Below are 24,915 nucleotides of genomic sequence, written 5' to 3'. Positions count from 1 at the left end.
AATTTGCATAATATAATAGTCAAGTAGCAAGCAGTACATGACTCCGTAGCTCAGCTGGATAGAGCGTTTGACTACGAATCAAAAGGTCGCAGGTTCGAATCCTGCCGGGGTCGCCATTTAAGCAGAAAGCCCAAGAAGTAGAGCCGATAGGCGAGAACTGATTGGTGTGAGTCGCTTAGTTCCAAGCGATAGCGTGGAACAACATCTAGTATTTTAAGGGTTTTACGAGGTTTTCGTAAAGCTCTTTTTTGCATTTTTATAGCAGTTTTACAACAACCTACAACGCTGCGGCGAAAAATCTCCTATGCAATACAATGGGGCTGTCGCGCTAAGTAATTAGTGCGAGGGCTTTTTTCATAAATTTATCAGTTTTGGGAATCCAAGAGGCCTTATAAAACAGGGGGTGTCAAATACAAAACCCAGCACAGACGACCGTCATACAACGCTTCGCCGTTGGCGCTTAACCTCCGCTTATGCATAACGATCGCCTGTGCCTCAGTATGTTTAGCCCGTCACTCCGCATAACTCTCGTAACCCCTTGGCCGTTGCCGGAAAGAGCGTTCCGCAGGAGAAAAGCCGGGTGGTATTCCGTTAAAAAATCCGTACTGTTTGAGTAGCGAGTTTACGAATTTTAGGAATAGCGCCCGGCTTTTCAGCTTTTGGAGGCTTTTGGCCTAGACCTTTTGCTTACTTTTGCGTCAATGACAAAAGTAAGACCCGTCAGACCGTGTGAAAACGCCCTTAATATTTCACTGTAAAAATGATTTTTTACTAGACAAAAATTCTGCACCGTCACTAATTGATACTGGAATATAAAAAAATGAGAATCAGCCTTGTTTATCCCAGGGCTAGTTCTCGTTTTTCCCGCAGTCTTTTTAAAATTTCTTTCGGTCCTAATAGATTTATGGCTCGCCTAAAGTTATAGGCCAAAAAGGACAAAGCAATCTCCCCGCTGACCGACAGCTTTCGCTTGGTCAGAAAGTAGTACGCTCCCCATCCTCGTTTTATTGTGCCAAAGACGTGCTCTATAATCATTTGCCTAAGCTGATATTTTTCCTTGTTAATTTCAGTCTGCAGATCGATAGTATCTAAAAAATCCTGATCGACATGACGGCAGATACTACGTCCTTTTTGGCTCTTAGTGCAGCGCTCTTTATATTGGCAGGAACTACAGGCATCATAATTTCTATACTCGTATCCAAAAATCCCTCTAGCTTTGCTACTTCGGTTCTTAGCGAAATATAGCTCTTTGCTTGCTGGGCATATGTATACTTTCTTTTCGGCATCATAGCGAAATCTATCAGTATAAAAGTCTCTATCTCCAGTTCCATTTGAATAGACTTGCTTGGTTACATAGGGCGTGATATGTTTTGCTACACATTTTTTCAGATCTTCTGCTTTATAATAGCCCTTATCGGCTAGAACTTCTAGGGTCTTAGCTCCAAATACGGTTTTGGCGCGAAGCGCCATGTTGTCCAATTCACCAAGATCGTTTGGATTAGTAGTTACTTTAAAATCAGCAATCAACTTATTTTTAGCATCTACCGTTGTTTGTATATTATAGCTTACATCCACGTTGTTATTGTTATTGCACATCAATCTGGCATCAGGATCGTTAGTGGAGATTTCGTTGTCCCCTGTTTTATGTAGTTGTTCTTGGTAGTGCTCATATTTTTGCTTACGATTACGGAGTTCTTGTATTCGCTTTTGGACTTCCTCGGCGCTTAGTTTTCTATCAGTGGCCTCGGCTTGATCGCCAGCTTCTAAATCCTTAAGATATGTATCGATTTTTTCGTCGATATATTGGATATGTCGCTCTAGTTTTTTTGCGCTATAATTATTTCGCTTGCTATTGCAGGCACGAATCTTTGTACCGTCTATGGCTACCATTTCCTTGCCGAACAAATCCCATTCATCGCACAGACGGACAAATTGCCTAAATACAGCCTTTAGTGCTTTTTTATTATCTCTACGGAAATCAGCAATTGTTTTAAAATCAGGTTTAACTTTCTTTAAAAGCCAAATTACTTCTATATTGCGGCGCGCCTCGTGTTCAAGTCTACGGGACGAGCGGATTCGATTAAGATATCCATACAGATAAAGTTTAAGCAGATCTTTGGGGTTATAGGGTGGACGTCCATTGTTCGAGCAGACTGCTTTCTGAAATTTTAGCTCCTTCATATCTAACTGTTCAACATATTCATCGATGATACGAACAGGATTCTCTTCATGAATGTACTCGTCGAAGCTTTCAGGAAACAGATAGGTTTGATTCCGTTCTTCACCCTTTATATAGCCCATACATCCACCTTCTTGCACTTTATTATATATCTATATTTTATCATATTTGGTCATTTATGTAATCAATAATATCTACTTTTCACACAGTCTGCCGTATCCCTTGTATTCCTTTGATTTTATTAATAGCGCAGATTGGATTTTCCATAAAAAAGGGGCTGCTGCTAGCGATAATTTTATATCGCTATTGCAACAGCCACATTGTAGTCTCCATTTATGCACCGGTTGTTTTTTTCACACTTCGGTTGTGATGTCCACGCCGCCGCAGACGACTTCGTTTTTGCCGATGACAATGGACAGACCTTTTTCGCCAGCGACTTCATTGGCGGCCGCCACGACCTTGACGGAGATCGGCCGCAGGAGCTCCTGGCGTTTTTGCTCTACGTGCTGGTCAAGCTGCCGGACAATATCCTGCTGGATAGCCAAGGACTGACGAAGCCGTCGAGCGGCAGTATCAGCCGCTGGTTGACTTCGACCACCGACTGGCCGTTGTCCGATGAGCAAACCGCTCTAATCTCCCGTCTATTGACAGCGGGAGCTAAGAGCGGCTAACTCCCTGGATAATTCCGACTAAACTGCAGGGGTACAACCATCCCCTGCAGTAAGTCTTCATTTATCGCTTGCAAGGTGGGGCTGCACGGTCATTAGGTCGAGGCGGACGAGCTTGCCGGTGACGTGGACGGCGTTGACGCCGTCGGCGAAGATTTTGCGGTTCATTCGGCTGCGCCTGCTGTTGCCGGTTCCGCAGTGCCGGGGCCATCAGGAACCAGAACGGTCAGCACTGGATAGCCGCTGGTATTGAGGCCGGTGCCGAGGATGGTTAGTGGCGCTTCACCGGCGGATTGCCCGAAAAAACTGGAATGGCCGGTGGTTTGTGCCTGGCGCTGGGCGTAGGCAATCGCCGCACCGTAGGCGGGACTGGTTAGTGAGCCGAGGGGGGGAGGAGTGGAAGGAGTGTCAGGTGTGGTAGGAGTAGGAGTAGGTGTAGGAGTAGGAGTAGGAGTAGGAGTAGGTGTAGGTGGTATAGTGGGTGACGTGACGGTCAGAGTGCCGTTTATGAAGGTGATGGTATAGTTGTCGGCGGACAAACCTGCGGGGGTAATGGTGTAGCTGCCGGCGGTTACCGCTCCCTGGCTGGTGCCGCCATAGGTGAGGGTGCCGGTCAGCACAGCGCTGTCTTCGCCGTTGACGAAGCCTGTGTAGGAGACGCTGTTGCCGCCGGAGTAGGTCTGACCGTTATAGACCTTACTGGCGTTGTTGGCGGTAATGTTCAGAGCGGCCTGGGTGATATTGGCCGAAGTGGTGGCGGCGGTATTATAGGTATAGTTGGCAGCGGCGTCGCCGGAAAGTAAGATAGAGGAGATGTTCACCGCTTTGCCGTTGCCGGCGTTTTTGTCGTTGAAGGCCGCCGTGCCGCTGACGTTCAGGATATCGCCAGCTATCCGGTTGTCGCTGAAGGTGACGCTGGTAGCTGTGGTGCCGTCGTAGGTTTTATTGACGCCAGTGGCGGTGATGGTGAGAGCGGCTTGGGTGATATCAGCCGAAGTGGCGGCGGACTGCAGGGTGTAGTTGCCTGCATCGCTGCCGGTCAGGTTAGCGGTGACGGTCTTGCCGTTTCCGGCGTTTTTGTCATTGAAGGAGCCGTCGCCCAGTGTGACGGCATCGGAACCGATAACTCCGGTCAAGGTGCCGGTTACAGTAGCGGTGGTGGTGCCGTCATAGACTTTGCTGACTGCCGTGAGATTGCTGATGGTGAGGGGGGCTTGGGTAACGGTCAGTGTAGCGGGTGTGTAGCCGATGTCATAGCCTTGCTGGCCAGAGTAGAGGCCACTGAAGGTCAGGCTGCCATCGCTGGTGTGGTAGGTGCCGACGTCTTTGCTGCTGGTAGTGTAGGCCAGGGTGCCAGACGTGGTGGCGGCGGAGTCGGACAGGGTATAGCCGGAATCCGTGCCGCTGGTCAGGCGGTTATAGGTTTTGGTTGCAATAGAAACTGTCACAGTAACCGGCTTCAGGAAGCTTCTGAGCAGCGGGGTGGTATAGCCGTCGTAGATGCGCCAGACGGCGCTGCTGTCGCCGGTGGCAGAGATGTCGTTGCCCCAGGCACTGAAGGTAGAGGCTTTATTAAGATCGGTCAGCGTCTTTCCTGTGCCGTAGGTAGTGTAACTGCTGCCGGAGTTGATGGTATTTCCGTACAGATCAGTGGTGGCATAAAAGGAATTGATGATGGTGGCGGATCCGAAGTTATACCCCACCAGGCCGCCGATATCGGGGGAGAAAGTGAGGTCGGAAGAGTTGGCGGAAACGGCACCTATGTTATAGCTGTTTTGGATGATAGCCATATATCCGTTATCCCCCGCAAGGCCGCCAATGGCGGCGCTCATGGTGTTGGTGGGGGAGACGGAAACGGTTCCCGTGTTATAGCTGTTGGTGATGGAGCCATAGTTACCCCCCACCAGGCCGCCAGTGGAGAGGGAGGTAGTGTAGGTGGAGACGGAGAAAACGGTATTCATGTTATAGCTGTCTTTGATCGAACCGCCGGTATAGTTATATCCCGCAAGTCCGCCAGCATAAGAGAAGGTGAAGGAGCCGGGGTAGTTTAGGTAGACGGATATGTCGGACACGGTGCCCATGTTATAGCTGCTGCTAATAGAGTCGTAGTTATACCCCGTCAGACCGCCGGTGTAGGAGTTGGAGGGGGCGGCGTATAGATTGTGGTGGGTGGAGGTTGAGGCGGTGGAGGAAACGTCGCCCGTGTTATAGCTGTTAGTGATGGAGCTGTGGTTATCTCCCGCCAGGCCGCCGGTGGAGGAGTAGCATTCGATGGGGGTGGCGGAAGTGGCGGAGGAGTTGGAGGAAACGTCGCCCATGTTGTAGCTGTTGGTGATGGCGCCGGAGTTATTCCCCACCAAGCCGCCGGCGTAGGAGTGGTAGTGTGTGCCACCGGTTGTGAAGGCGGAGACGGTTCCCGTGTTATAGCTGTTAGTGATGGGGGCGGAATTTTCTCCCGCCAGTCCACCGACGTAGATGTAAGAGGAAAGAGACTTGGAGGTGGAGTAGGAAGCGAAAACGTTGGCCGCGTTATAGCTGTTGGTGATGGCGCCGGAGTTATTCCCCGCCAGGCCGCCGAGGTAGGAGGTAATGCCGTAGGCGCTGGTGGTGGAGGAGTCGTCGTAGGAGTAGGAAACGGTACCCATGTTATAGCAGTTGGTGACGGTGCCGTAGTTCTCCGCCACCAGGCCACCGATCGTACAACCGGTGAGAGTGTGGGAGGCTGTGAGATCGGTGGGGCCGGAGTAGGATACGGTGCCTGTGTTATAGCTATTGGTGATGGTGCCTGAATTAATCCCCACCAGGCCGCCGGCCCAGGTGGAGAAAACGTTTCCCGTGTTGTAGCAGTTGGTGATGGAGCCGTAGTTCTCCCCCACTAGGCCGCCGACGAAGCGTGCGCCGGTGATGCTGCCGCCGTTAAGACCTACGTTGCGAATGATCGCCTTGGGATCAGCATAGGCGAACAGGCCTACTGAGGAGGTCAAAGGCCGGTAAATAGTCAATTGGCTGATGGTGTGGCCTAGGCCGTCGAGGGTGCCGGTGAATGGTATGACGGGACTAACGTATGCTATAAAGCCCTGGCCGATGGGGTCGAATCCGACGTCGTAGCCGGAGCCCCAACTGCTGGTGCTGCTGGCGTCGATGTTAATGCCGAGTACATAGTTGCCGGCAAGGTTATTGTTTATAGCTTGTAGGGCTGTCAGCGCTCCGGTACTGCTATAGGTTCCGCCGCTGTAATTATTGATAACAGTATAGGGCGTGCCGTTCAGGCTGAAGGTCGCGCCGTTACCTGACAAGGTGATCGAGGCGTTGTTGCCCAGGGTGTAGTTGGAGGCAGTCAGAGTCAGGCCGGACCCGCTGCCACTGGCAGTAATGTTGGCATTGATCGCGAGGTTGCCGGTTGCGTTAAGTGCCAGCGTGCTATTGGCAGTCGACCAGTTGATTGGACTGCTGACGGTAATGTTGGCAGCGGTATTGGTGACCGTCATGCCGGCAGTCAGGGCGGTTACCAGACTTTGGGCCGCTGCCGCATCAATGACTGAATACGCTGGGTCTAAAAGCCAAGAACCACCGTTGCCGTGAGCCGCCCCGGCCAAAACGGTGCCACTGACGTTCAGCACGTTCTTGCCGGAAGTCTCGATGTTGCCGCCGTTGCCGGAGACAGAGCCACCTTTGGCGGTGATTGTGCCGGCGAAATTTGTCGTGTCATTGGCCCAGACCACAACATTGCCGCCGTTGCCGCTCGTTATGGCATCGGCGTTGATGGCGCCGCCGTTCTCTACCGTAGTATTGGTGGCGGCGTATTCGTTTGCGCCGCCCTGGTATGACCCGCCGATGAGCACGGTGCCGCCGCCGGCGTCGCCGACGACATCAATGGTGGAGCCGGTTTTCACTGTGACGGTATCGCCCAGCAGCTTGACGGTGCCGCCGGTCTCTCCGCTGGCTTTGCCGGAAGCGTCGAGGGTGCCGGAGTTTAGTACTGTGCTGCCTTCGAGTCGGATAACGCCGTTTTCGTTATGGACGTTCTGGGCCCGGATGACGCCGCTGTTGTTAACGACAGTATGTAAGAGGGCGTTCTTGGTGCCGGCGGTCATGACGACCAGGCCGCCGTCCGATAGGATTTGCCCTGTGTTGGCGGCGCTGCCACCGGCGGCGCCGGTGTCGACGGTGAGGTTTAATAACTGGTCGCCGCTAAAATCGAGCGAAACCTGCCTGCCAGCCGCCAGGCCGGTGACCTTGGCGGCGATGACGCCTTCATTGGCGACCTTGGGGCCGAGGAGTACGGCTTCGCTGTTGGCGGTGATGGTTCCCTGGTTTACCACACTGCCGGAACTGGTGCCATTAAAGGTATATTTGCCGTTTAAAAAGTCGCTATCGGCGATATTGAGAGTCGAGGCCACCAGGCCGCCGGCGCTGACCTGGGAGCCGGGAGCGAACAGGATTCCGTTCGGGTTAATGAGAAAGACTTTGCCGCTCGCGGTCAGGGTGCCGTAGATGGTCGAGGCGTTGGAACCGACTACCCGGTTTAAGGCGACGGACGAGGCCGACGGCTGGAGGAAGTTTACCGTTTCGCCTTTGGCGATGGAAAAGCTCTTCCAGTTGATAATGGCTTTTTGGCTCGTTTGGTTGATGGTGGTGGTAGCGCCGTTCGCCGTGATGGCGGCGCTGCCGCTCGCGACGGTGCCGCCGGCCGGGTTGGCACAGGCAGGGTGGTAGCTTGTAAGGAGCAGCATACCGGCCGCCAGAGGCGGCATTATGATTTTTGTTAGGCGCTGCCAGTGCCGTTTCCATTTTCTTTGCATTGAGTTCCCTCCTTTAGAAATATTTCACAGCCTGCGGCCAGCAGCGGACCAGGGCTTATGCCTGTCGGTCAGTCGCCTTGTCCGGTTGTTTCTGCAGCGGAGACGTTATTTTGTTTCAGTACGCCGGCAGCCGTGAGTTGCCGGAGGATATCCTGCTGGATAGCCAGCGCCTGGACGAAGCCGTCGAGTGGCAGTATCAGACGTTGGTTGACTTCGACCACCGGCTGGTCGTTGTCGCTCTTGAGGTGGGGCTGCACGGTTATTAGGTCGAGGCGGACGAGATTGCCGGTGACATGGACGGCGCTGACGCCGTCGGCAAAGATTTCACGGTTCATTCGGCTACGCCTGGTTTTGCCGGTTCCGCAGTGCCGGGGCCATCAGGAACCAGAACGGTCAGCGCTGGATAGCCGCTGGTATTGAGGCCGGTGCCGAGGATGGTTAGTGGCGCTTCACCGGCGGATTGCCCGAAAAAACTGGAATGGCCGGTGGTTTGTGCCTGGCGCTGGGCGTAGGCAATCGCCGCACCGTAGGCGGGACTGGTTAGTGAGCCGAGGGGAGTGGAAGGAGTGGTAGGAGTAGGAGTAGGAGTAGGAGTAGGAGTAGGAGTAGGTGTAGGTGTAGGTGTAGGAGTAGGAGTAGGAGTAGGAGTAGGAGTAGGAGTAGGAGTAGGAGTAGGAGTAGGAGTAGGAGTAGGAGTAGGAGTAGGAGTAGGAGTAGGAGTAGGAGTAGGAGTAGGAGTAGGAGTAGGAGTAGGAGTAGGAGTAGGAGTAGGAGTAGGTGTAGGTGTAGGTGTAGGAGTAGGTGGTATAGTGGGTGACGTGACGGTCAGAGTGCCGTTTATGAAGGTGATGGTATAGTTATCGGCGGACAAGCCTGCGGGGGTAATGGTGTAGTTGCCGGCGGTTACCGCTCCCTGGCTGGTGCCGCCATAGGTGAGGGTGCCGGTCAGCACAGCGCTGTCTTCGCCGTTGACGAAGCCTGTGTAGGAGACGCCGTTGCCGCCGGAGTAGGTCTGACCGTTATAGGCCTTACTGGCGTTGTTGGCGGTAATGTTCAGAGTGGCCTGGGTAATATTGGCCAAAGTGGTGGCGGCGGTATTATAGGTATAGTTGGCAGCGGCGTCGCCGGAAAGTAAGATAGAGGAGATGTTCACCGCTTTGCCGTTTCCGGCGTTGTTGTCGTTGAAGGCCGCCGTGCCGCTGACGGTCAGGATATCGCCGGCTATCCGATTGTCGCTGAAGGTGACGCTGGTAGCTGTGGTGCCGTCGTAGGTTTTATTGACGCCAGTGGCGGTGATGGTGAGAGCGGCTTGGGTGATATCGGCCGAAGTGGCGGCGGACTGCAGGGTGTAGTTGCCTGCATCGCTGCCGGTCAGGTTAGCGGTGACGGTCTTGCCGTTTCCGGCGTTTTTGTCATTGAAGGAGCCGTCGCCCAGTGTGACGGCATCGGAACCGATAACTCCGGTCAAGGTGCCGGTTACAGTAGCAGTGGTGGTGCCATCATAGACCTTGCTGGCTGCCGTGAGATTGCTGACGGTGAGGGGGGCTTGGGTGACGGTCAGTGTGGCGGGTGCGTAGCTGATATCATAGCCCTGTTGGCTGGAATAGAGGCCATTTAGGGTGAGGGTGTTGCCGGTGCTATTGGCAGTGCTGTAGGTGCCGGCATTTTTGCTGCCGGCGGTATAGGTCAGGCTGCCGGATACGCCGCTGGAGGCGGCAAGGTCGTTCAGGGTATAGCTGGAAGCCGTGCCGACGGTCTGGCCGTTATAGGTTTTTGTTGCACCAGAAAGTGTTACGGTAACCGGCGTCAGGAAGCTTCTGAGGAGCGGGGTGGTATAGCCGCCGTAGATGCGCCAGACGGCGCTACTGCTGCCGGTGGCGGAAATACTAGTGCCCCAGGTGCTGAAGGTGTTGGGGTTTTTTAGCTCAGCCAGTGTTTTGGCGGTGCCATAGGCAGAGCCGTTGTTGATGGTATTTTCGGCTGCATCGGTGGTGGCATAATAGGAAGCGTTTATGGTGCCGGTGTTACTCGCCGTCACACCGCCGGTGAGGGCCCAGGTGGGATGGGCGGCATTGGAGGGAGAAGTAGTGCTGCCTATATTGTAGCTGTTGGTGATGACGCCGCTGTTAAACCCCGTCAGGCCGCCAGCACGGGCCATATATTGGTTAGTGAAGGAGTAAACGCTGCCTGTGTTGTAGCTGTCTTCGATTTTGCCACTGGAGTCGTTAAACCCTGTCAGGCCGCCGGTGTTGGTGTAACCACCAGAAGAGGTGGAAGAAACGGCGCCTGTGTTGTAGCTGTTGCTGATAGTGCCGTAGTTTTTCCCTGCCAGGCCGCCGGCGTCGGAATGAGCAACAACATTCCCTGTGTTGTAGCAGTTGGTGATTGTGCCGTAGTTTGCCCCCACTAGGCTGCCAGTGGTGCCTCCATTGCCAGCGGTGTAGCCACCGAGCAGACCTACATTGCCAATGACTGCACTACTCGTGGTACTGCTGAATAGCCCGACCGTGACGGCATTAACCCATTTATTGATATATAGGCCTGTGATGGTGTGGCTCTGGCCGTCGAAGTTGCCAGTGAAGGGGGCGTTGTACGCACCGATGGGCTCGAAGCCGTAGTTGGCGTTCCAGTAATTCGTGCCGCTGGCGTCGATGTTATTGGCTAGCATATAGTATTTTCCCAGCATACCGTTGGAGCCGATGCCCTGCAGGCCGTAGACGTCGGCGATTTGATAGGGATTGCCAATGGTGCCGCTGCCGTCTAAAGCGCGGATAAAGGTGCCGCCGCTGATGCGAAAGTCTTTAGCATAGAAACTGGACAGGCTGGGGGAGATTTCCCGCCAGGTGCCGCCCTGCAGAGTGAAGGTGCCGACGTCAATGCTGCTGCCGCTGGCCGGCGTGATAATTCCGCTGATTGTGCCATTTCCGGTGCCGCTTGTGTTGGCAGCTAGCGTCAAGCCGCCGCTCGTGGCGGTAATTGCGGCATTGAGGTTGAGGTTGTTATAGGCCGACAGGGTCAGGGTCTTGCCACTGCCCCAGGTAAGATCACTGTTGACGTTAATGTCGCCGCTGCCAGTGACGGTGCTGGTATCGGTGGGAGTCGTAGTAGTTCCCACGATAACAGTATTAGCTGAACTGCCAGTGGAAATGGTTATATTATTGCTTGCCAGTGCTGTTCCTAAATCACTGTTATTCCAATAGTTGGTTCCAGTCATGCCGGAGCCGATGGTAAAATCCGCCGGGTCCAAGAGCCAATTGCCGGTTTGACCATTAGTCGCTGTTGTATTCACACGGCCGCCGGTTATGCTCAGTGTCTGTTTGCCCGACGTCTCAACACGGCCGCCGTCACCGGATGCGCTGCCGCCCTTAGCGGAGATAGTGCCGGCAAACTTGGTCGTGTCGTTGGCCCAGATGACCACCTGGCCGCCGTTGCCCTTGTTGATCGCGTCGGCATTGACTGTTGCACCCTGTTCTACCGTGGTATTCGTGGCGGCGTGTTCGCTTGGGCTACCCTGATATGCTCCGCCGATGAGGGCGGTGCCGCCGCCTCTATCACCGGAGACGTCAATCGTCGAGCCGGTTTTCACCGTGACGGTGTCGCCCAGCAGTTTGATGGTGCCCCCGGTCTGGCCGGATGCCTTGCCCGAAGCGTCGAGGATACCGGAATTGGTGACGGCAGTGCCTTCCAGGCGAATGACGCCGTTCGCGTTATGGACGCTTTGCGCCCGGATGATGCCGCTGTTGTTGACGACGGTGTTAAGGAGGGCATCCTTGGTGCCGGCGGTCATGATGACCAGGCCGCCGCTCGCGGTAATCGTGCCGCTATTGGCAGTGCTGCCGCCGGCTGCGCCGGTGTCGACGGTGAGGTTTAATAACTGGTCGCCGCTAAAATCGAGCGAAACCTGCCTGCCGGCCGTCAGGCCGGTGACCTTGGCGGCAATGACGCCTTCATTGGCGACCTTGGGGCCGAGGAGTACGGCTTCATTGACGGCGTTGATGGTTCCCTGATTGGTGACGCCGTTACCTGTTGTACTACTAAAGGTATATTTGCCATTTAGGAAGTCGCTGTCGGCGATATTCAGCGTCGAGGCCACCAGACCGCCGGCGCTGACCTGGGAGCCGGGAGCGAACAGGATGCCGTTGGGGTTAATGAGAAAGACTTTGCCGTTGGCGGTCAGGGTGCCGTAGATGGCCGAGGCGTCGGAGCCGACTACCCGGTTTAAGGCGACGGACGAGGCCGACGGCTGGAGGAAGTTTACTGTTTCGCCTTTGGCGATGGAAAAGCTTTGCCAGTTGAGGATGGCTTTTTGGCTCGTTTGGTTGATGGTGGTCGTCGCGCCGTTCGCCGTGATGGCGGCGCTGCCACTCACGATGGTGCCGCCGGACGGATTGGCCCAGGCCGGGTGGTAGCTGCTCAGGAGCAGCATACCGACTACCAGGGGCGGCATTATGCTTTTTGTCAGGCGCTGCCAGCGCCGTTTCCATTTTCTTTGCATTGAGTTCCCTCCCTTAGAAATATTTTACGGCCTGCAGCCAGCAGCGGCCGTTTTTGTCGGTGTCGGCTGTGGCCGCTTCGTGGCCGACCTTCCAGGCGTAGTCGAGGCGGACGGCGAAGTCGCTGCCTTGCACCCATAGTAGCCCTAAGCCGGCTGCGGCCAGACTGCGGCGGTTGTCATCGGTGGTGTAGGTTTTTTTGTTGACCATCACCTGGCCGTAGTCGTAGAAGGTGTTCAGGTAGAGAGTATTGGCTCCGGTGGATGCGCCCGGCAGCCGCCAGCGCAGTTCGCCGGTTAGCTTATAGCCCTGGTCGCCGCCGCCTTCGCCCTGCGGGTAGGCCCGTACGCCGTCGGCGCCGCCGAGGTAGAGCTTTTCGGAGGAATCAAGGTTTTTACCGGCGAGCTGGCCAGTGAAGCTCAGGTTCAAATTCAGGTTTTGGGCTACTGCCTGCTGGCGCTGCCAAGTGAGCACCGTTTTGGTAAAGTGGCCGTCCGTCTGAGCGGTGGCAGCGTCGGTTGCCAGGGAGGCCGCATCGGTGAGGTCGAGATGGCCCCGGTAGTGGGTAAGACTGAAGGCACTGGTGCCGCCGCCCAGCCAGGTGTCGGCAAAATTGCCGGACAGGCCAATATGCCAGAGACCGCTCGAACGGGGGTTATAGCTGCCGTAGCCAACCATATCGTCGCGAAGCTGCTTATGGTCGTAGCCGAAGCTGCCGTATAGGCTGGCGGCGCGGCTCCTGAGGAACGGATAGGAGAGCTGGTAGCCGGTGACCGCCGCACGGCCGGTGGCATTAAGAGTGGCAAAGCTGTCGCCGAGGGTATAGCCCACATGGGAGTAGCTCACGTCGAAGCGGGCGCCGTCAGCGCCGACAGGGACGCTGTAGCCGAAACTGTAGTTGTCGATGCCATCGCGGGTGGTTAGGCCGCCTACGCTGAGGGTGTCACCGGCACCACTCAGGTTGCCCACGCTGATCTGAGTGCCGTAGCGGGTGCGGCCAGTATAGCGGCTGCCCCAGTTGTCGCTGTAGAGGGCGCCGCTGATGTTGGCGGTGTCGGACACTTCCAGGGTGAGGTCGGCAGTGCCGGCTGCTTCGCCCGGCGACAGGGTGGCTTTGGCGCGGACGCCGGCGAGGTCGCTTATGAGAAGCAGCGAACGTTCCAGCGGCTCTCTGGTGATAACCGTGCCAGGCTTGGCGCAAGACAGCATGGCGCTGACGAGCGCGGAATCGACGCGGCTGTGGCCGGTGATTTTTAGCTGGCCGTATTGTCCGGGTATGACGGCGATACTAACCACACCGTCCTCAATGGTTTGCGACGGCAGGTAGGCAAAGGCGACGAGGTAGCCTTTGTCGCGCAGGTAGTGTGTGAGTTTGTCGGCCAGGCTGCCCAGTTGACCGAGAGTCAGGTCTTTGCCGGTTTCGCTTTTGATGAGTGCCAGCAGTTCGGTGGCAGGCACCGGCGGCTGCCCGTCGATGCGGAAGGCTTTGACCGGAATGGGTTCACCACCGCCAACGGGGGCGGGTGGTTGCTCTTTTACGGTAATTTCGGGAGCCGGCGCGGCGGGCTGATGGATAGCCGGCGGTTTGACGCTGTCGAGAACGCTGCCGCTGCCGGGCTGCGCTGCAGCGGCGTAAGCCGGCGAAACGGCCAGGGTGAGCAGCGTGAGGTGGGTGAGCGCGCGTTTGGCGCGACGGGAAAGTAAAAAATGCATAGTATTTTGCTCCTTTAAGTAAAATGATGTAAGTTTAAATATAAATGATGTTATGGTGAATGTCACATGACAATCCTGCTGAAATATCATGACAATCCTGCTGTCTTGCTGTTGCGGATCGGTTTTTTGGCGGAGAGGGCTTGTTCCGGCAGACCAAAAAGAGCAGCATCACTCCGCTGACGCTGCTCTTTTTGGATGTATCAGAATTGGATTTTAGGAATACCGCCCGGTTTTTCAGCTGTACCTACTCAATTTGGATAACTGTCCCAGGAGCTTTGCAAAGTAAGCGGGTATTGAGCGGTGACAATTACGTATTCGTGGATACTGTCAGCTCCTTAAACCAAAAAGCCAGCAGATGTGAGGTTTCAGACTCAGCCCCGACTTCCTTCCAGGATAAGTAGCAGGCCAGACTAAGCGGCACATACCCGCGATGCTGCCAAAAGCTAGTTAACGCTACATAATTAGGCGGTTTTTGGGAATGATCATGCGGTCTTACTACGGCACAGAAAGCGGCGAATTTGCAATTAAGCGCACGGGCAAAATGTTCACGTTCTTCGAAAAAGCGTACGCCCAGGCCATGTCCGCGATAGGCCGGGAGCAGGACTGATTCGCCATAATAAAACCAATCCTTCACAGTATAGCTGCCGGCCAGAAACTCTTTTTGGACGGCTTCTTCGGCATCCGGCATCGGTATCCCTGTAGAAGCGCCGATTACCCTATTATTATCGAGCGCCAATACGATGAGACTGTTAGCCGAGTCCGCATAGGTCTGTAAATAGTCTTGTTCATAAGTTAGATCGCCGTCATAAAGGTAGGGGTACTCACGGAAAACCGTCATACGGAGTTTGGCGACTTCTGGCAGGAATGGCAGGATGTCGCGTCCGTGCAGCGTTATAACTTTGATAGTAGTAGTCACGGCAGCCTCCTTATCCTCGTTGGATTCCTAGTTTTAGTTTGCGGTTTGCGTCCAAACTCCCGCCGCTATAGGCGGCGAAGATTTCGCGGTTCATTCGGTTTCGCCTCCCGTTGTGGCGCCGGCAGCGCCAGGACTGACGGGAGCCGGGCCGATAAGCGGCGGATAGCCGCTGAGGTTGAGGCCGGTGCCGACGATGGTCAGTGGCGATTCGCCGGCATTAGGCAATACTATGAAGACAGCAGGGTGGCGGGCTCCGCCCGTCTGCTGCCGGGCGGAGACAATCGCCGCGTCATAGGCGGGACTGACTGCCGGGCCGGTTATGGTCAGAGTGCCGGGAAGAAAGGTGAGGAGGTAGTTGGTATTCGCGGTCAGGCTGCCCCGGGTGATGGCGTACGAGCCAAGGCCAGACCCGGCGGCGAGAGAGCCGCTCAGTACGCCGGCGGCCGTGTCGCTGCCAATGAGACCGCTGACGGTGTAGGTCAGCGCCGGCAGAGTTTGTCCGGCCCGGAGGGTCAGGCTGTTGGCGGTGACGGTAAGGGTGGCCGGAGTAACCGTGAGGACGCCGGGAACGTAGGTCAGGCTGTAGCCGCTGCCGGCGGTCAGGCTGCCCTGGATAATAGCATAGCTGCCGACAGAGGAGCCGGCGTTAGCAGCGGTGGTTAAGCCGCCGGTAAGGGCGGCGTTGCCGTCACTGGTCTGATAGGTCAGGGCCGGATTGTTCTGGCCGTAGACCTTGGTCTGGTTGTCGGCGGTGACGGTCAGTTGGCCCGGCGTGGTTGGAGTGGTTGGAGTAGTTGGTGTGGAGGCAGGATTAATGGTGAGGGTGCCGTTGACAAAGTGGATGTCATAGTTCGCGGAGGTCAGGCCGTCGGGGGTAATGGTGTAGGAGTTGGTACTGATCGCTCCCTGACTGGAGCCGCCGTAGGTGAGGGTGCCGGTCAGATCGCTGGTGGCTTTGGTTTCGCTATTGACAAAACCGCTGTAGGTGACGCCGCTGCCACCGGAATAGGCGGTGCCGTCGTAGGTCTTGCTGGCATTGTTGGCGGTGACGGTGAGAGAGGCCGGGGTAATGGTGCCGGCAGCGGTGTTGGTGGTCACGGTATAGTTGTTGCCGTTATTGCCGTTATTGCCGTTATTGCCGTCGTTAATGGTATAGCCGGTGACCTGGAGGGTGCTGGCGTTGGCGCCCAGGACATTTTTGCTGTCAAAGCTCTGGGTGAGACCGCTAAGGTTGTCGCCGGTCTGCAGGCCGGTGTAGGTGACGGTGCCGTTGGAAGCGGTGGTGCCGTCATAGACTTTGCTGTTGGCTGCGGCCGTCAGGGTGAGAGCGGCTTTGTTAATGGTCAGCGTGGCATCGTAGCTGATATCATAGCCCTGCTGGCTGGAATAAAGGCCGCTGAGGGTGAGGGTATTGCCGGTAGTATTGGCGGTGCTGTAGGTGCCAGCGTTTTTGCTGTTGGTGGTATAGCTCAGGCTGCCAGACAGAGAGACAGACGAGGCATAGTTGAGATTGCTGCCGGAAGCAGTAGTGCCGTCATAGGTCTTACCGGTAGGCGTGGCGCTAACGGTAACCGGCTTCAGGAAAGAACGCAGCAGCGGGGTGGTGTAGCCGTCGTAGATGCGCCAGACGGCGCTGCTGCCGCCGCTGGCGGAGATGTCGCCGCCCCAGGCGCTGAAGGTGGCGGCTTGCTTCAGCTCGGCCAGCGTCTTTCCTCCGCCGTAGGTATTGTAGCCGCTGCCGGAGTTGATGGCATTTCCGTTTTCATCGGTGGTGGCAAAATAGGAAGCGGTGATGGTGCCAGTGCTATCACCCACCAGGCCGCCGGCGAAGGTGCGGACGGAGGAGGAGGAAACTTTGCCAGTGTTGTAGCTGTTGGTGATGGAGCCGGTGCCGTTATACCCCGCCAGGCCGCCGGCGAAGGCGTCGGCGAAGGAGGAGGAGGAGGGGGAGGAAACTTTGCCGATGTTGTAGCTATTGGTGATGGTGCCGTAGTTAGACCCCGTCAGGCCGCCGGCAAAGGCCCCGAAGGAGGAGGAGGAGGAGGAAACTTCGCCGGTGTTGTAGCTGTTGGTGATGGTGCCGTAGTTATACCCCGCCAGGCCGCCGGCGAAGGCGTCGGCGAAGGAGGAGGAGGAGGAAACTTCGCCGGTGTTGTAGCTATTGGTGATGGTGCCGTAGTTAACCCCCGTCAGGCCGCCGGCAGCGGCGTAGCCGGTGATGCTGCCACCTATCAGACCTATGTTGCGCAGAATCGCATTGCTGCTGGTATAGCCGAACAGGCCGACGTAATTGGTGGAAGGGCGGTTGATGGTCAGGCCGTTGATGGTGTGGCCCAGGCCGTCGAAGATGCCTGTGAAGGGGTTGTTGCCATTACCGATGGGGGTAAAGCCGTAGTATTTGGTCGTGCTGCCGTCCAGATAAGAGTTCCAATGCTGGGTGTCGCTGGCGTCAATGTTGCTTCCGAGTACGTAGTGGCCCGTAAGATTGCCCCGAATGCCCTGTAAAGTTCCATCATTGCTGCTGACTGCCGTGCCTAACGCAGTGATGACGGTGTGGGCGATTGGCGTGCCGCCGGAGCCCAGTCGGGTGTTAAAGTGATTGCCGGCAGACAGATTCACCTGGGCGCCATTGTTCAGGTAATAGCCGGCGGCAGTGCCGCTGAGGATGCCATTGGCTGCGCCCTGGCCGTAATCGAGGTTCAGCGTGCCATTGGTTGCGGTAATGCTGGCGTTGATGTTGATATTATTGTAGGCCGAGAGCGTCAGGGTTTTGTCGCTGGTCCAGGTGACAGGCGCTGCCACGGTGATGTTGCCGGACTGGCTGCCGCCGCTGCCGGTGGAGACTGTGATGTTGTTCGCGGCCAGCGCGTTGGTCAGTGTGGCGGCATTGATCACGCTATCATTGGCGGACGCGGAGAAGCCGGACGAGGTGCTGTCCGCTGCAGAGGAAATGGTCAAATTATAAGGGTCTAACAGCCAACTGCCGGTCTTGCCGCTTTGGGCCAGGGTAGTGACACTGGCGGTGTCGGGCACCTTGAGCGTCTGTTTGCCGCTGGTCTCGACGGTACCGCCGTCGCCGCTTTGGCTGCCGCCCTTAGCGGAAATGGCGCCGGCAAACTGCGTGGTATCTTTGGCCCAGACCACGAGGGTGCCGCCCTTGCCGGTGGTAATCGCGTCGGCAGTAATGGCCGCGCCTTGTTCCACGGTCGTATTCGTGGCCTGGTATTCGCTGCCACTGCCCTGGTAATTGCCGCCGACAAGGGCGGTGCCGCCGCCGGCGTCGCCGGAGACATCAATCGTCGAGCCGGTTTTCAGTGTGACAGTGTCGCCTAAGAGCTTGACGGTGCCGCCGGTCTGGCCAGTCGTCTTGCCGGCGGCGTCGAGGGTGCCGCTATTAGTCACAGTAGTGCCTTCCAGCCGGATGACGCCGTTGTCGTTATGGACACTCTGGGCCCGGATGACGCCGCTGTTGTTGACGACGGTCTGTAAGAGGGCGTTTTTGGTGCCGGCGGTCATGACCACCAGGCCGCCACTCGCAGTGATGGTGCCGCTGTTGGTCGCGCTGCCGCCGGCTGCGCTGGTATCAACGGTGAGGTTTAACAGTTGGTCACCGCTAAAGTCGAGGGTAACCTGCTGGCCTGCCACCAGGCCTGTCACTTTCGCGGCGACAATGCCTTGGTTGGCGGCCTTGGGGCCGAGGAGTACGGCTTCGTTTTGGGCGGTAATCGTCCCCTGGTTGGTGACGCCGTTCGTGGTGGCGCCGCTAAAGGTGTACCTGCCGTTTAGAAAGTCGCGGTCGGCGATATTGAGAGTCGAGGCTACCAAGCCGCCGGCGCTGACCTGGGAGCCGGGAGCGAACAGGATGCCGTTCGGGTTAATGAGAAAGACCTTGCCATTGGCGTTTATGGTGCCGTAGATGGCCGAAGGATCGGAGCCGACGACCCGGTTTAAGGCTATGGCTGAGGCCGACGGTTGGAGAAAGTTGACGGTTTCGCCGCTGCCAATGGAGAAACTCTGCCAGTTCAAAATGGCTTTGTTAGTAGTTTGGTTGACGGTGGTGGTCGCGCCGCTTGCGGCTATGGCGGCACTGCCGCTGACGACGGTGCCGCCGGCCGGATTGGCCCAGGCCGAGTGCCAGCTCGTGAGCACGAGCAGTGCGGCCGCCAGCGGCGGGAAGATAGTTTTTGTCAGGCGCTGCCAGCGCCGTTTCCATCTGCGTTGCATCGGTAAGACCTCCTTAGGAATACTAACCATGAAAAATAGCTCTGTGGTGTAACATGCTGTAAGTTTAAATATAAAGGATAGGAGGGTTAAGGTTACAGGACAATCCTGCTGTAATACCAGGACAATCCTGCTGTCTTGCTGGTGCGGGGGAGGGGTTTTGGGCAAAATACCCTGCTCGCTGTTGCCGGCGGTACGTCGGGGTATAGCGGGAGGGGTGTTGCCGACAGACAAAAAAGAGCAGCTTCACTGCCAACGTGATGCTGCTCTTTTGGGAAGGGATATTTTTATTTGATAAACCAATATTCAAGTTCGCTGGCTGTCTGGCGCTGCAAGTCGCGAAGGAAATTTTCCAGCAGCGTCTTGGTATGCGCAGGGTTGCCGTTCTCACCGATTCTGATAATCGCATAGGTACTGCCGGCTCCTTCCTGGTCGCTTTCGCCGCCAGGCGCAGCCACAACGTTGTCCTGACTCAGAAAATTTAGCAGATCGGTTTTGGAGCCGAGGTTTTTCAGTGTAATCGGTGTGAGACTGATCTTGTATTCGGTAGCGTCGTCGCCCAGGTTTTCCAAATGACGGATTTTGTCTGTCACGCTGCCGTCAGCCGCTGTGACTGCCCGGATACCTCTGCCGATCTCCGGCTGATAAATTTTGCGGTACTCGGCAGGCTTTAGCTGAAACCATTTTTGGAAAGTACGGTTGAAATACTTAATATCGGAGAACCCGCACCGTTCGGAGATGGCGGTGAGGCTGCAGCCGGTCTCTAAGAGCAGGCGTTCCGCATGAAACACCCGGATATAGCCCAGGATATCCTGGAAGCTGGCGGCACCGACATCCTTGAAGAGGTGCGAGATGTAGGACGCGGAGTAGAACTGGCGGCGGGAGATGTCCTGGAGGAGGTTTTTGTTATGGTAGTTTTCATAGATATGCTGGACGATGGTGTAATAGGTCGCCAGCTTGTCGGCGCTGATGTCCCGACTGCGATTGTAATAGCGTTCCAGGGAATATTCTCCGACTAGGGCCTGCATGAGGCTGGCGGTAATGTCTGTCGCCGTTTCGCCTGCCTTGTCCCCGCCTCGCTGCAGGCTGTCCAGCAGATTGAGCAGCAGCCGGCGGAGCTTGGCGGTCTGGCCTTTATATTTGGCGAGATCAAAGGATTCGCAGGCGAAGATGACGTAGTCAATGTGGGGAAAGGCGGCGCGGTAGGGTTTGAGGCTGATATGAAAGATGGCGACCATATTGTCAGCTGCATCCTGTCGCCAGATTTTGTGCGAGTCTTCCCGGTTGACGATCACGTAATCGCCTTCGCCCAGGGTAAAGTGTTCAAAGCTGATTTTCACCTGTGCCGTACCCTGGAGGACAAAAATGATTTCAATGGTGTCCTCGTGACAGTGCAGGGGATATTCGTCGATGTGGCAGACAGTCAGGACCACCGGTAATGTATCGTCAAAAGAAATGCTTTCCGTATATATTTTTACACACCTCACAATCTGCGCGGCTGTCTGTCGGTGTTGTCCGGGGCAGCCAGCAGGTACAATGTTGCAATATAAGCTGTAACAGGTACAACGTTTTTGCCGTTCCGATTCGTTACTTTTCTTCTTGGTCGCCTGTTAGGCTCCGGTTTATTCCAGCTTCAGGCCGGGCGGCGGCCTGCGGAAGCCACGGGTGATGACCGCCAGGTAGAGCGCGCCCAGTCCGAGCCACAAAAAGCCCAGCAGTTTCGCCCGCGGCGACAGGTGGGAACAGAAAGTACAGGTACAGGATGGTGCCAAGGAGGGGGAGCACCAGATACTCTATGGTAGCCTCGGGGGAGCGTCGCTGTTCCCGCAGGTAAAAGTGACAGACGACGGCGATATTGACCATGGCAAAGCCGGCCAGGGCGCCGAAGCTAATCATCTTCATTCACCTGCCAAACATAAGTTACGATTGTCCTATCTATTTCATTAATTCTCCGCAATACTTGATTTTTCTTTCCTTTTTCCATAGTCGTATGAAATTTTTTCTAATAAATAGGGGATCTGTGTTAAAACTATCCCCCAAAAACCGCTAAACCGATGAGATTTAGCGGTTTTTTCATGTTTCGAAGAAAGAGAAATGCTTTATTATATCATTACAAACAGAGGCAAAAAGAACGTACCGTGCGCCAAGAAGCGCACGGTATATAGCGGGTGTGAATCCCGCCTGGGAAGGCCTAAACAGCCCTCTCCAGTTTATAGTATTCTTTTATGGTAATACTCTGAATATGGCTCATGATCTTTCCCTCCATAAGATAAGACTTGGCTTGTGCCAAGTCCTTTAGGACGCCAGCAGAAGCCTTAGTCGTTCAATCCAGGGAAAGTTATACTTTCCATCTGGAAAATAAAAAATTCTCTATACAAATTGTACAGAGAATTTTTGGGGATTTATATTACCCACCGGGTATCTTTTAGATGGTTTTTTAGTCTTACGCTGGCGCATTTATATCAGCCACGCATACTCCTGCCGGCAACCCACCATGTAGTCGATATATACTTTGTCATCCTTGATCTTATAAATAAGCAAATATCGTTTGTCAACAATCAGCTTTCTGTAGGCGTTTGCGGGCAATGCAGGATTAACAAGCCAGGCACCGCGTTCTGGAAAATCTTGCAGGGATTTTGCAGCTTCGATTATATCCATCCTAAGTTTATCCGCCGCCTGAGGGGTGACCTGGGCTAAAAAGCGGGTGTGCTGCACAAGCATTTCTCCCGCTCTTTCCGCGATAATGACTTGATACCGTTTACCCACGCAGCTCATTGGCGGAATCCTTTATGGCTTTTTTCATCATCTCGTCCATTTCATCTATTGAAAACCCCTTTTTACCCATCAATCTGTCTTCCTCAGTCGCAACAAGTTGTTCCCGCAGTTTCAACATGCTTTCACGCCGGGAAAACGAGGCGATATCCATGACGACTAAATCGCCTTCACCATTTTTCGTGAGAAAAACAGGTTCTTTAGTAGCTTTGCAGAGTGCGGATATTTCGTTGTAGTTTTTGCGTATTGCAGCAGACGGCTTTATATTCACTTAAAACGCCCCCTATAATAGTAAAATAGTATGTTTATTATATGCTTATTTTACTACTACAATTCCTCCAACGTCAACAAAAAAACGAAGCACTAAGCTACACAGCTTGACTTCCTTGATTATTTTATTCCGTTTGATTCATTGCCCCCTCGGCGGAAAGTCTGCGCCGCCTAGTGAAACGTGCCTGCCGTCTATTCGAGCAAAAAAGGCGATCTTACTCGCCTTTAGAGGACGTGACGCGCGTCAGCTATATTCGGGGTGGATTAACAGGCTTAGTTTCAGTGGCCGGCGGCATTCGCAAGGTTTGGGTGTATGTGCTGAAAAACATTGAATACGCCAAAGAACAAGCCGTTTGCTGACCGGCCTGTCTTTGGCATATTGATTATATTATACAAAACCCATTAAAAACCTACAGAAAATTGCAAGTAATTAAGCGGAAATGTAGATTGCTGAAACCAATATGAAGAGTTATACTTAAAATAAGAAAATTATAACAAATCAAGGAGGAATATATTTGTTTAACACAAATAGTTTAAAAATTAGACTAATTATTTTACTGGTGGTATTTGCTTTTCTTCCGGCTTGTATCAGTGGTATTATCAGTGGATATATGAATTCACAGTCAATTATTGAATCGAAAATAGTGGCAAATCAAAGTATGGCTAATTTAGTTGGTGATGAAATTGATTTACTGCTGGAAGAATCACGCAAGGAAACAGAGATACTAGCTGCGACGCCAACAGCCAAGTCAATGGATGCGACTGCTGTTAAAGAATTAATTTTAGGAGCGCAAAAGAATAATCCAAGTTTTGAACTTATTGTTGTTATGGATACAAAGGGGAATCAAATTGCCAGAACTTCAGGCACACTGACTAATCGTGCTGATAGAAATTATTTTCAAGAAGCTATGAAAGAGCATACCTTTTTCACCGATGTGTATATTTCAGCTTTTACGAAGGCACCCTGTGTGACAGTTGCTGTTCCTGTTAAAAATACTATGGGACAAGTTGTTGGTGTTGTAGCTACTGATGTTAGCCTGAAGGTAGTATGGGATATCATTGATGCTGTGCAGGTTGGAGAAAAAGGCTATATTGATGTTGTTGATAATAAAGGAACAATTGTTGCCCATCCTGATAAAGAACGGGTACTACAAAAGGAGTCTTTTACTACTTATGATTATGTAGCTAAGGTCATTGAGGGCCAGCGTGACTGGATGCAAGGCGTATCGACACGTGGTGAGCAGTCACTTATTGTATACTCGTCAATAGTTAGAAATAAATGGGGCATTATTGTTCAAGAACCTATGAGCGAGGTTATGGCTTCTGTTATCCATTCGGCTGTGGTGACAGGCGTAATAACCCTGGTAGCTGTACTGATTGCACTTATTAGTGCTTACTATGTAGCACGTAGCATTGTTCGTCCTTTGGAAAAGCTAGTGAATGCTGCAGATAGAGTAGCAAATGGTGATTTGGGACATAGTATTGAAATACAAGGCGTAGCAGAGATCACTAAACTCAGTGAAGCCTTTGATGCCATGATAAAAGCCTTGCGGCGGCTTGTAGCTACAACCTCGGCTACGGCTGAAACCGTATCCGCTTCTTCCGAAGAGCTGGCGGCTTCTTCAGGTGAGGTCGGCAAGGCAGCTGAAGAGGTGGCTATTACTATTCAAAGTGTGGCTGAAGGAGCTAACAGTCAAGTGAACTTAGCCGATCAGTCTGCACAGGTTATCCGCGATATGGTTGAAGCCATCTCCAATACCAGCAAAGCTGCCGATTCAGTAGCGGCAGCTTCTGAGCAGAGTGAACGGGCAGCCGAAACTGGTTCCAAGCAGATTGACATGGCTGTTACCAAGATGAACGAAATTCAGCAAGATTCCAATCAGGCTGCGCAAAAGGTTCATGCACTTGGGGAGAAGTCACGGCAAATTGGACAAATTGTGGACGTTATTACCGGTATTGCCGGACAAACCAATCTGTTAGCCCTCAATGCGGCCATTGAAGCAGCAAGAGCAGGCGAACAGGGACGCGGTTTTGCTGTAGTGGCAGACGAGGTGCGTAAGCTGGCAGAGCAATCGGAGACCGCGGCACGGGAGATTGCAGGGATTATTCAGGCCATTCAGGCCGAAACAATAGAAACTGTTGAGGCGATTGACAAAAGTGGTCGGGAAATATCTTCTGGGGTAACAGTAGTAGCAACATCGGGTACGGCTTTTAAAGAAATTCATGATGCTATTAAAAACGTACGTGAGGAAGTTGTCCGTATCGTAGCCTTGACAGGGGAACAGCAGCAGCGCAGCGGCCAAGTAGAATCTGCTGTTAACAGCATTGCTGCTTCGGCCCGGCTTAACGCCGTCAGCTCTGAACAGGTAGCAGCTGCCAGTCAGGAGCAAAATGCCAGTGTTCAGGAAATTACCGCAGCATCGTCGGCCTTAGCCCAAATGGCGGCTAAATTACAACAAGCAGTTATGAAATTTAAGCTTTAGTTACAAATAGGCAGCCTATAATCCTGCAAGGTATTGATTTTGCTAGGGTTATAGGCTTTTTGTTTTTGAGATGGGCGAGGTAGTATTACAATAGGGCGGCACTCTACTCTGAAAGATGTAATCTTACCTTTTCAACCAGGCCAAGTATCGCGGAATCAGCTTCTTTAAGGTTTTTAAATTCTGATCTCATTTCTTTTCTTAGGCTTTTAACTTCTGACGTTAATTCCTTTTGGCCTTCTTCCATACGGTCAAGGCGAGAGCCCAATCTCAGCTTTGGTTTGGGGTGGGCTTTTTATTTTAACGAAATATTAATAAACCTCTAACCAATCACCAATATTTATGTTGTATTATAAAGTTAAATACTTAGTGCTTTCCATATTTTATAAGGCGGTGTTGGC

14 protein-coding genes and 1 tRNA gene are annotated in these 24,915 nt (G+C 54.0%); 4 read left to right on the top strand and 11 right to left on the bottom strand.

Features of this window, described 5'->3' with window-relative positions; translation table 11 throughout:
- Positions 1-39: 39 nt before the first annotated feature.
- Positions 40-116, top strand: a tRNA-Arg gene (locus ACZ449_RS13290).
- Between the two features lie 721 nt (positions 117-837).
- Here ACZ449_RS13290 and ACZ449_RS13285 read toward each other — a convergent pair.
- Positions 838-2,301, bottom strand: coding sequence for an IS1182 family transposase (locus ACZ449_RS13285; RefSeq protein WP_464261470.1), 1,464 nt, complete (start codon positions 2,299-2,301; stop codon positions 838-840).
- A gap of 213 nt (positions 2,302-2,514) precedes the next feature.
- Between ACZ449_RS13285 and ACZ449_RS13280 the strand changes: the two genes are divergently transcribed.
- Positions 2,515-2,850, top strand: coding sequence for a hypothetical protein (locus tag ACZ449_RS13280; protein WP_464261469.1), 336 nt, complete (start codon positions 2,515-2,517; stop codon positions 2,848-2,850).
- A gap of 161 nt (positions 2,851-3,011) precedes the next feature.
- Here ACZ449_RS13280 and ACZ449_RS13275 read toward each other — a convergent pair whose 3' ends face one another.
- The 10 genes from ACZ449_RS13275 to ACZ449_RS13230 form a co-directional block, all read right to left on the bottom strand.
- Entirely contained in the window at positions 3,012-7,649 is a 4,638-nt protein-coding gene (locus tag ACZ449_RS13275; RefSeq protein ID WP_464261468.1) for a beta strand repeat-containing protein, read from the bottom strand.
- A gap of 68 nt (positions 7,650-7,717) precedes the next feature.
- The gene (locus tag ACZ449_RS13270) at positions 7,718-7,984 is read right to left on the bottom strand and encodes a hypothetical protein (protein ID WP_464261467.1); all 267 of its coding nucleotides are present in this window, start codon (positions 7,982-7,984) and stop codon (positions 7,718-7,720) included.
- Positions 7,981-12,144, bottom strand: a complete 4,164-nt coding sequence (locus ACZ449_RS13265; protein ID WP_464261466.1) for a beta strand repeat-containing protein — start codon at positions 12,142-12,144, stop codon at positions 7,981-7,983. The genes ACZ449_RS13270 and ACZ449_RS13265 overlap by 4 nt, the downstream gene beginning before the upstream one ends.
- Positions 12,145-12,157: 13 nt before the next feature.
- Positions 12,158-13,855 carry a ShlB/FhaC/HecB family hemolysin secretion/activation protein gene (locus tag ACZ449_RS13260; protein ID WP_464261465.1) on the bottom strand — a complete coding sequence of 566 codons (1,698 nt, stop codon included), beginning with the start codon at positions 13,853-13,855 and terminating at the stop codon, positions 12,158-12,160.
- 307 nt (positions 13,856-14,162) lie between these two features.
- Positions 14,163-14,771 (bottom strand): GNAT family N-acetyltransferase, encoded by a 609-nt coding sequence (locus ACZ449_RS13255; RefSeq protein WP_464261464.1) that lies wholly within the window; start codon positions 14,769-14,771, stop codon positions 14,163-14,165.
- A gap of 90 nt (positions 14,772-14,861) precedes the next feature.
- The gene (locus ACZ449_RS13250) at positions 14,862-18,995 is read right to left on the bottom strand and encodes a beta strand repeat-containing protein (protein ID WP_464261463.1); all 4,134 of its coding nucleotides are present in this window, start codon (positions 18,993-18,995) and stop codon (positions 14,862-14,864) included.
- Positions 18,996-19,279: 284 nt separating this feature from the next.
- The gene (locus ACZ449_RS13245; RefSeq protein WP_464261462.1) at positions 19,280-20,479 is read right to left on the bottom strand and encodes a helix-turn-helix domain-containing protein; all 1,200 of its coding nucleotides are present in this window, start codon (positions 20,477-20,479) and stop codon (positions 19,280-19,282) included.
- Positions 20,480-20,579: 100 nt separating this feature from the next.
- Positions 20,580-20,888, bottom strand: coding sequence for a hypothetical protein (locus tag ACZ449_RS13240; RefSeq protein WP_464261461.1), 309 nt, complete (start codon positions 20,886-20,888; stop codon positions 20,580-20,582).
- A 561-nt stretch (positions 20,889-21,449) separates the two neighbouring features.
- Positions 21,450-21,767 carry a type II toxin-antitoxin system RelE/ParE family toxin gene (locus ACZ449_RS13235; RefSeq protein ID WP_464261460.1) on the bottom strand — a complete coding sequence of 106 codons (318 nt, stop codon included), beginning with the start codon at positions 21,765-21,767 and terminating at the stop codon, positions 21,450-21,452.
- On the bottom strand, positions 21,751-22,035 hold the full coding sequence (locus ACZ449_RS13230) for a prevent-host-death protein (RefSeq protein WP_464261459.1): 285 nt from the start codon (positions 22,033-22,035) through the stop codon (positions 21,751-21,753). The genes ACZ449_RS13235 and ACZ449_RS13230 overlap by 17 nt, the downstream gene beginning before the upstream one ends.
- Positions 22,036-22,268: 233 nt before the next feature.
- Here ACZ449_RS13230 and ACZ449_RS13225 point away from each other — a divergent pair, with 233 nt between their 5' ends.
- The gene (locus ACZ449_RS13225) at positions 22,269-22,394 is read left to right on the top strand and encodes a hypothetical protein (RefSeq protein ID WP_464261458.1); all 126 of its coding nucleotides are present in this window, start codon (positions 22,269-22,271) and stop codon (positions 22,392-22,394) included.
- A gap of 155 nt (positions 22,395-22,549) precedes the next feature.
- Positions 22,550-24,517, top strand: a complete 1,968-nt coding sequence (locus ACZ449_RS13220; protein WP_464261457.1) for a methyl-accepting chemotaxis protein — start codon at positions 22,550-22,552, stop codon at positions 24,515-24,517.
- Positions 24,518-24,915: the final 398 nt, after the last annotated feature.

It is taken from the genome of Desulfosporomusa polytropa, assembly GCF_055380075.1.
This window is presented reverse-complemented; position numbering and strand designations above follow the sequence as displayed.

What these genes read in the sequence shown, in the direction of transcription:
- ACZ449_RS13270 (WP_464261467.1), bottom strand. Translation starts at nt 7,984, where the DNA reads ATGAACCGTGAAATCTTTGCCGACGGCGTCAGCGCCGTCCATGTCACC.
- ACZ449_RS13265 (WP_464261466.1), bottom strand. Translation starts at nt 12,144, where the DNA reads ATGCAAAGAAAATGGAAACGGCGCTGGCAGCGCCTGACAAAAAGCATA.
- ACZ449_RS13235 (WP_464261460.1), bottom strand. Translation starts at nt 21,767, where the DNA reads ATGAGCTGCGTGGGTAAACGGTATCAAGTCATTATCGCGGAAAGAGCG.
- ACZ449_RS13240 (WP_464261461.1), bottom strand. Translation starts at nt 20,888, where the DNA reads ATGATTAGCTTCGGCGCCCTGGCCGGCTTTGCCATGGTCAATATCGCC.
- ACZ449_RS13250 (WP_464261463.1), bottom strand. Translation starts at nt 18,995, where the DNA reads ATGCAACGCAGATGGAAACGGCGCTGGCAGCGCCTGACAAAAACTATC.
- ACZ449_RS13280 (WP_464261469.1), top strand. Translation starts at nt 2,515, where the DNA reads ATGCACCGGTTGTTTTTTTCACACTTCGGTTGTGATGTCCACGCCGCC.
- ACZ449_RS13260 (WP_464261465.1), bottom strand. Translation starts at nt 13,855, where the DNA reads ATGCATTTTTTACTTTCCCGTCGCGCCAAACGCGCGCTCACCCACCTC.
- ACZ449_RS13275 (WP_464261468.1), bottom strand. Translation starts at nt 7,649, where the DNA reads ATGCAAAGAAAATGGAAACGGCACTGGCAGCGCCTAACAAAAATCATA.
- ACZ449_RS13285 (WP_464261470.1), bottom strand. Translation starts at nt 2,301, where the DNA reads ATGGGCTATATAAAGGGTGAAGAACGGAATCAAACCTATCTGTTTCCT.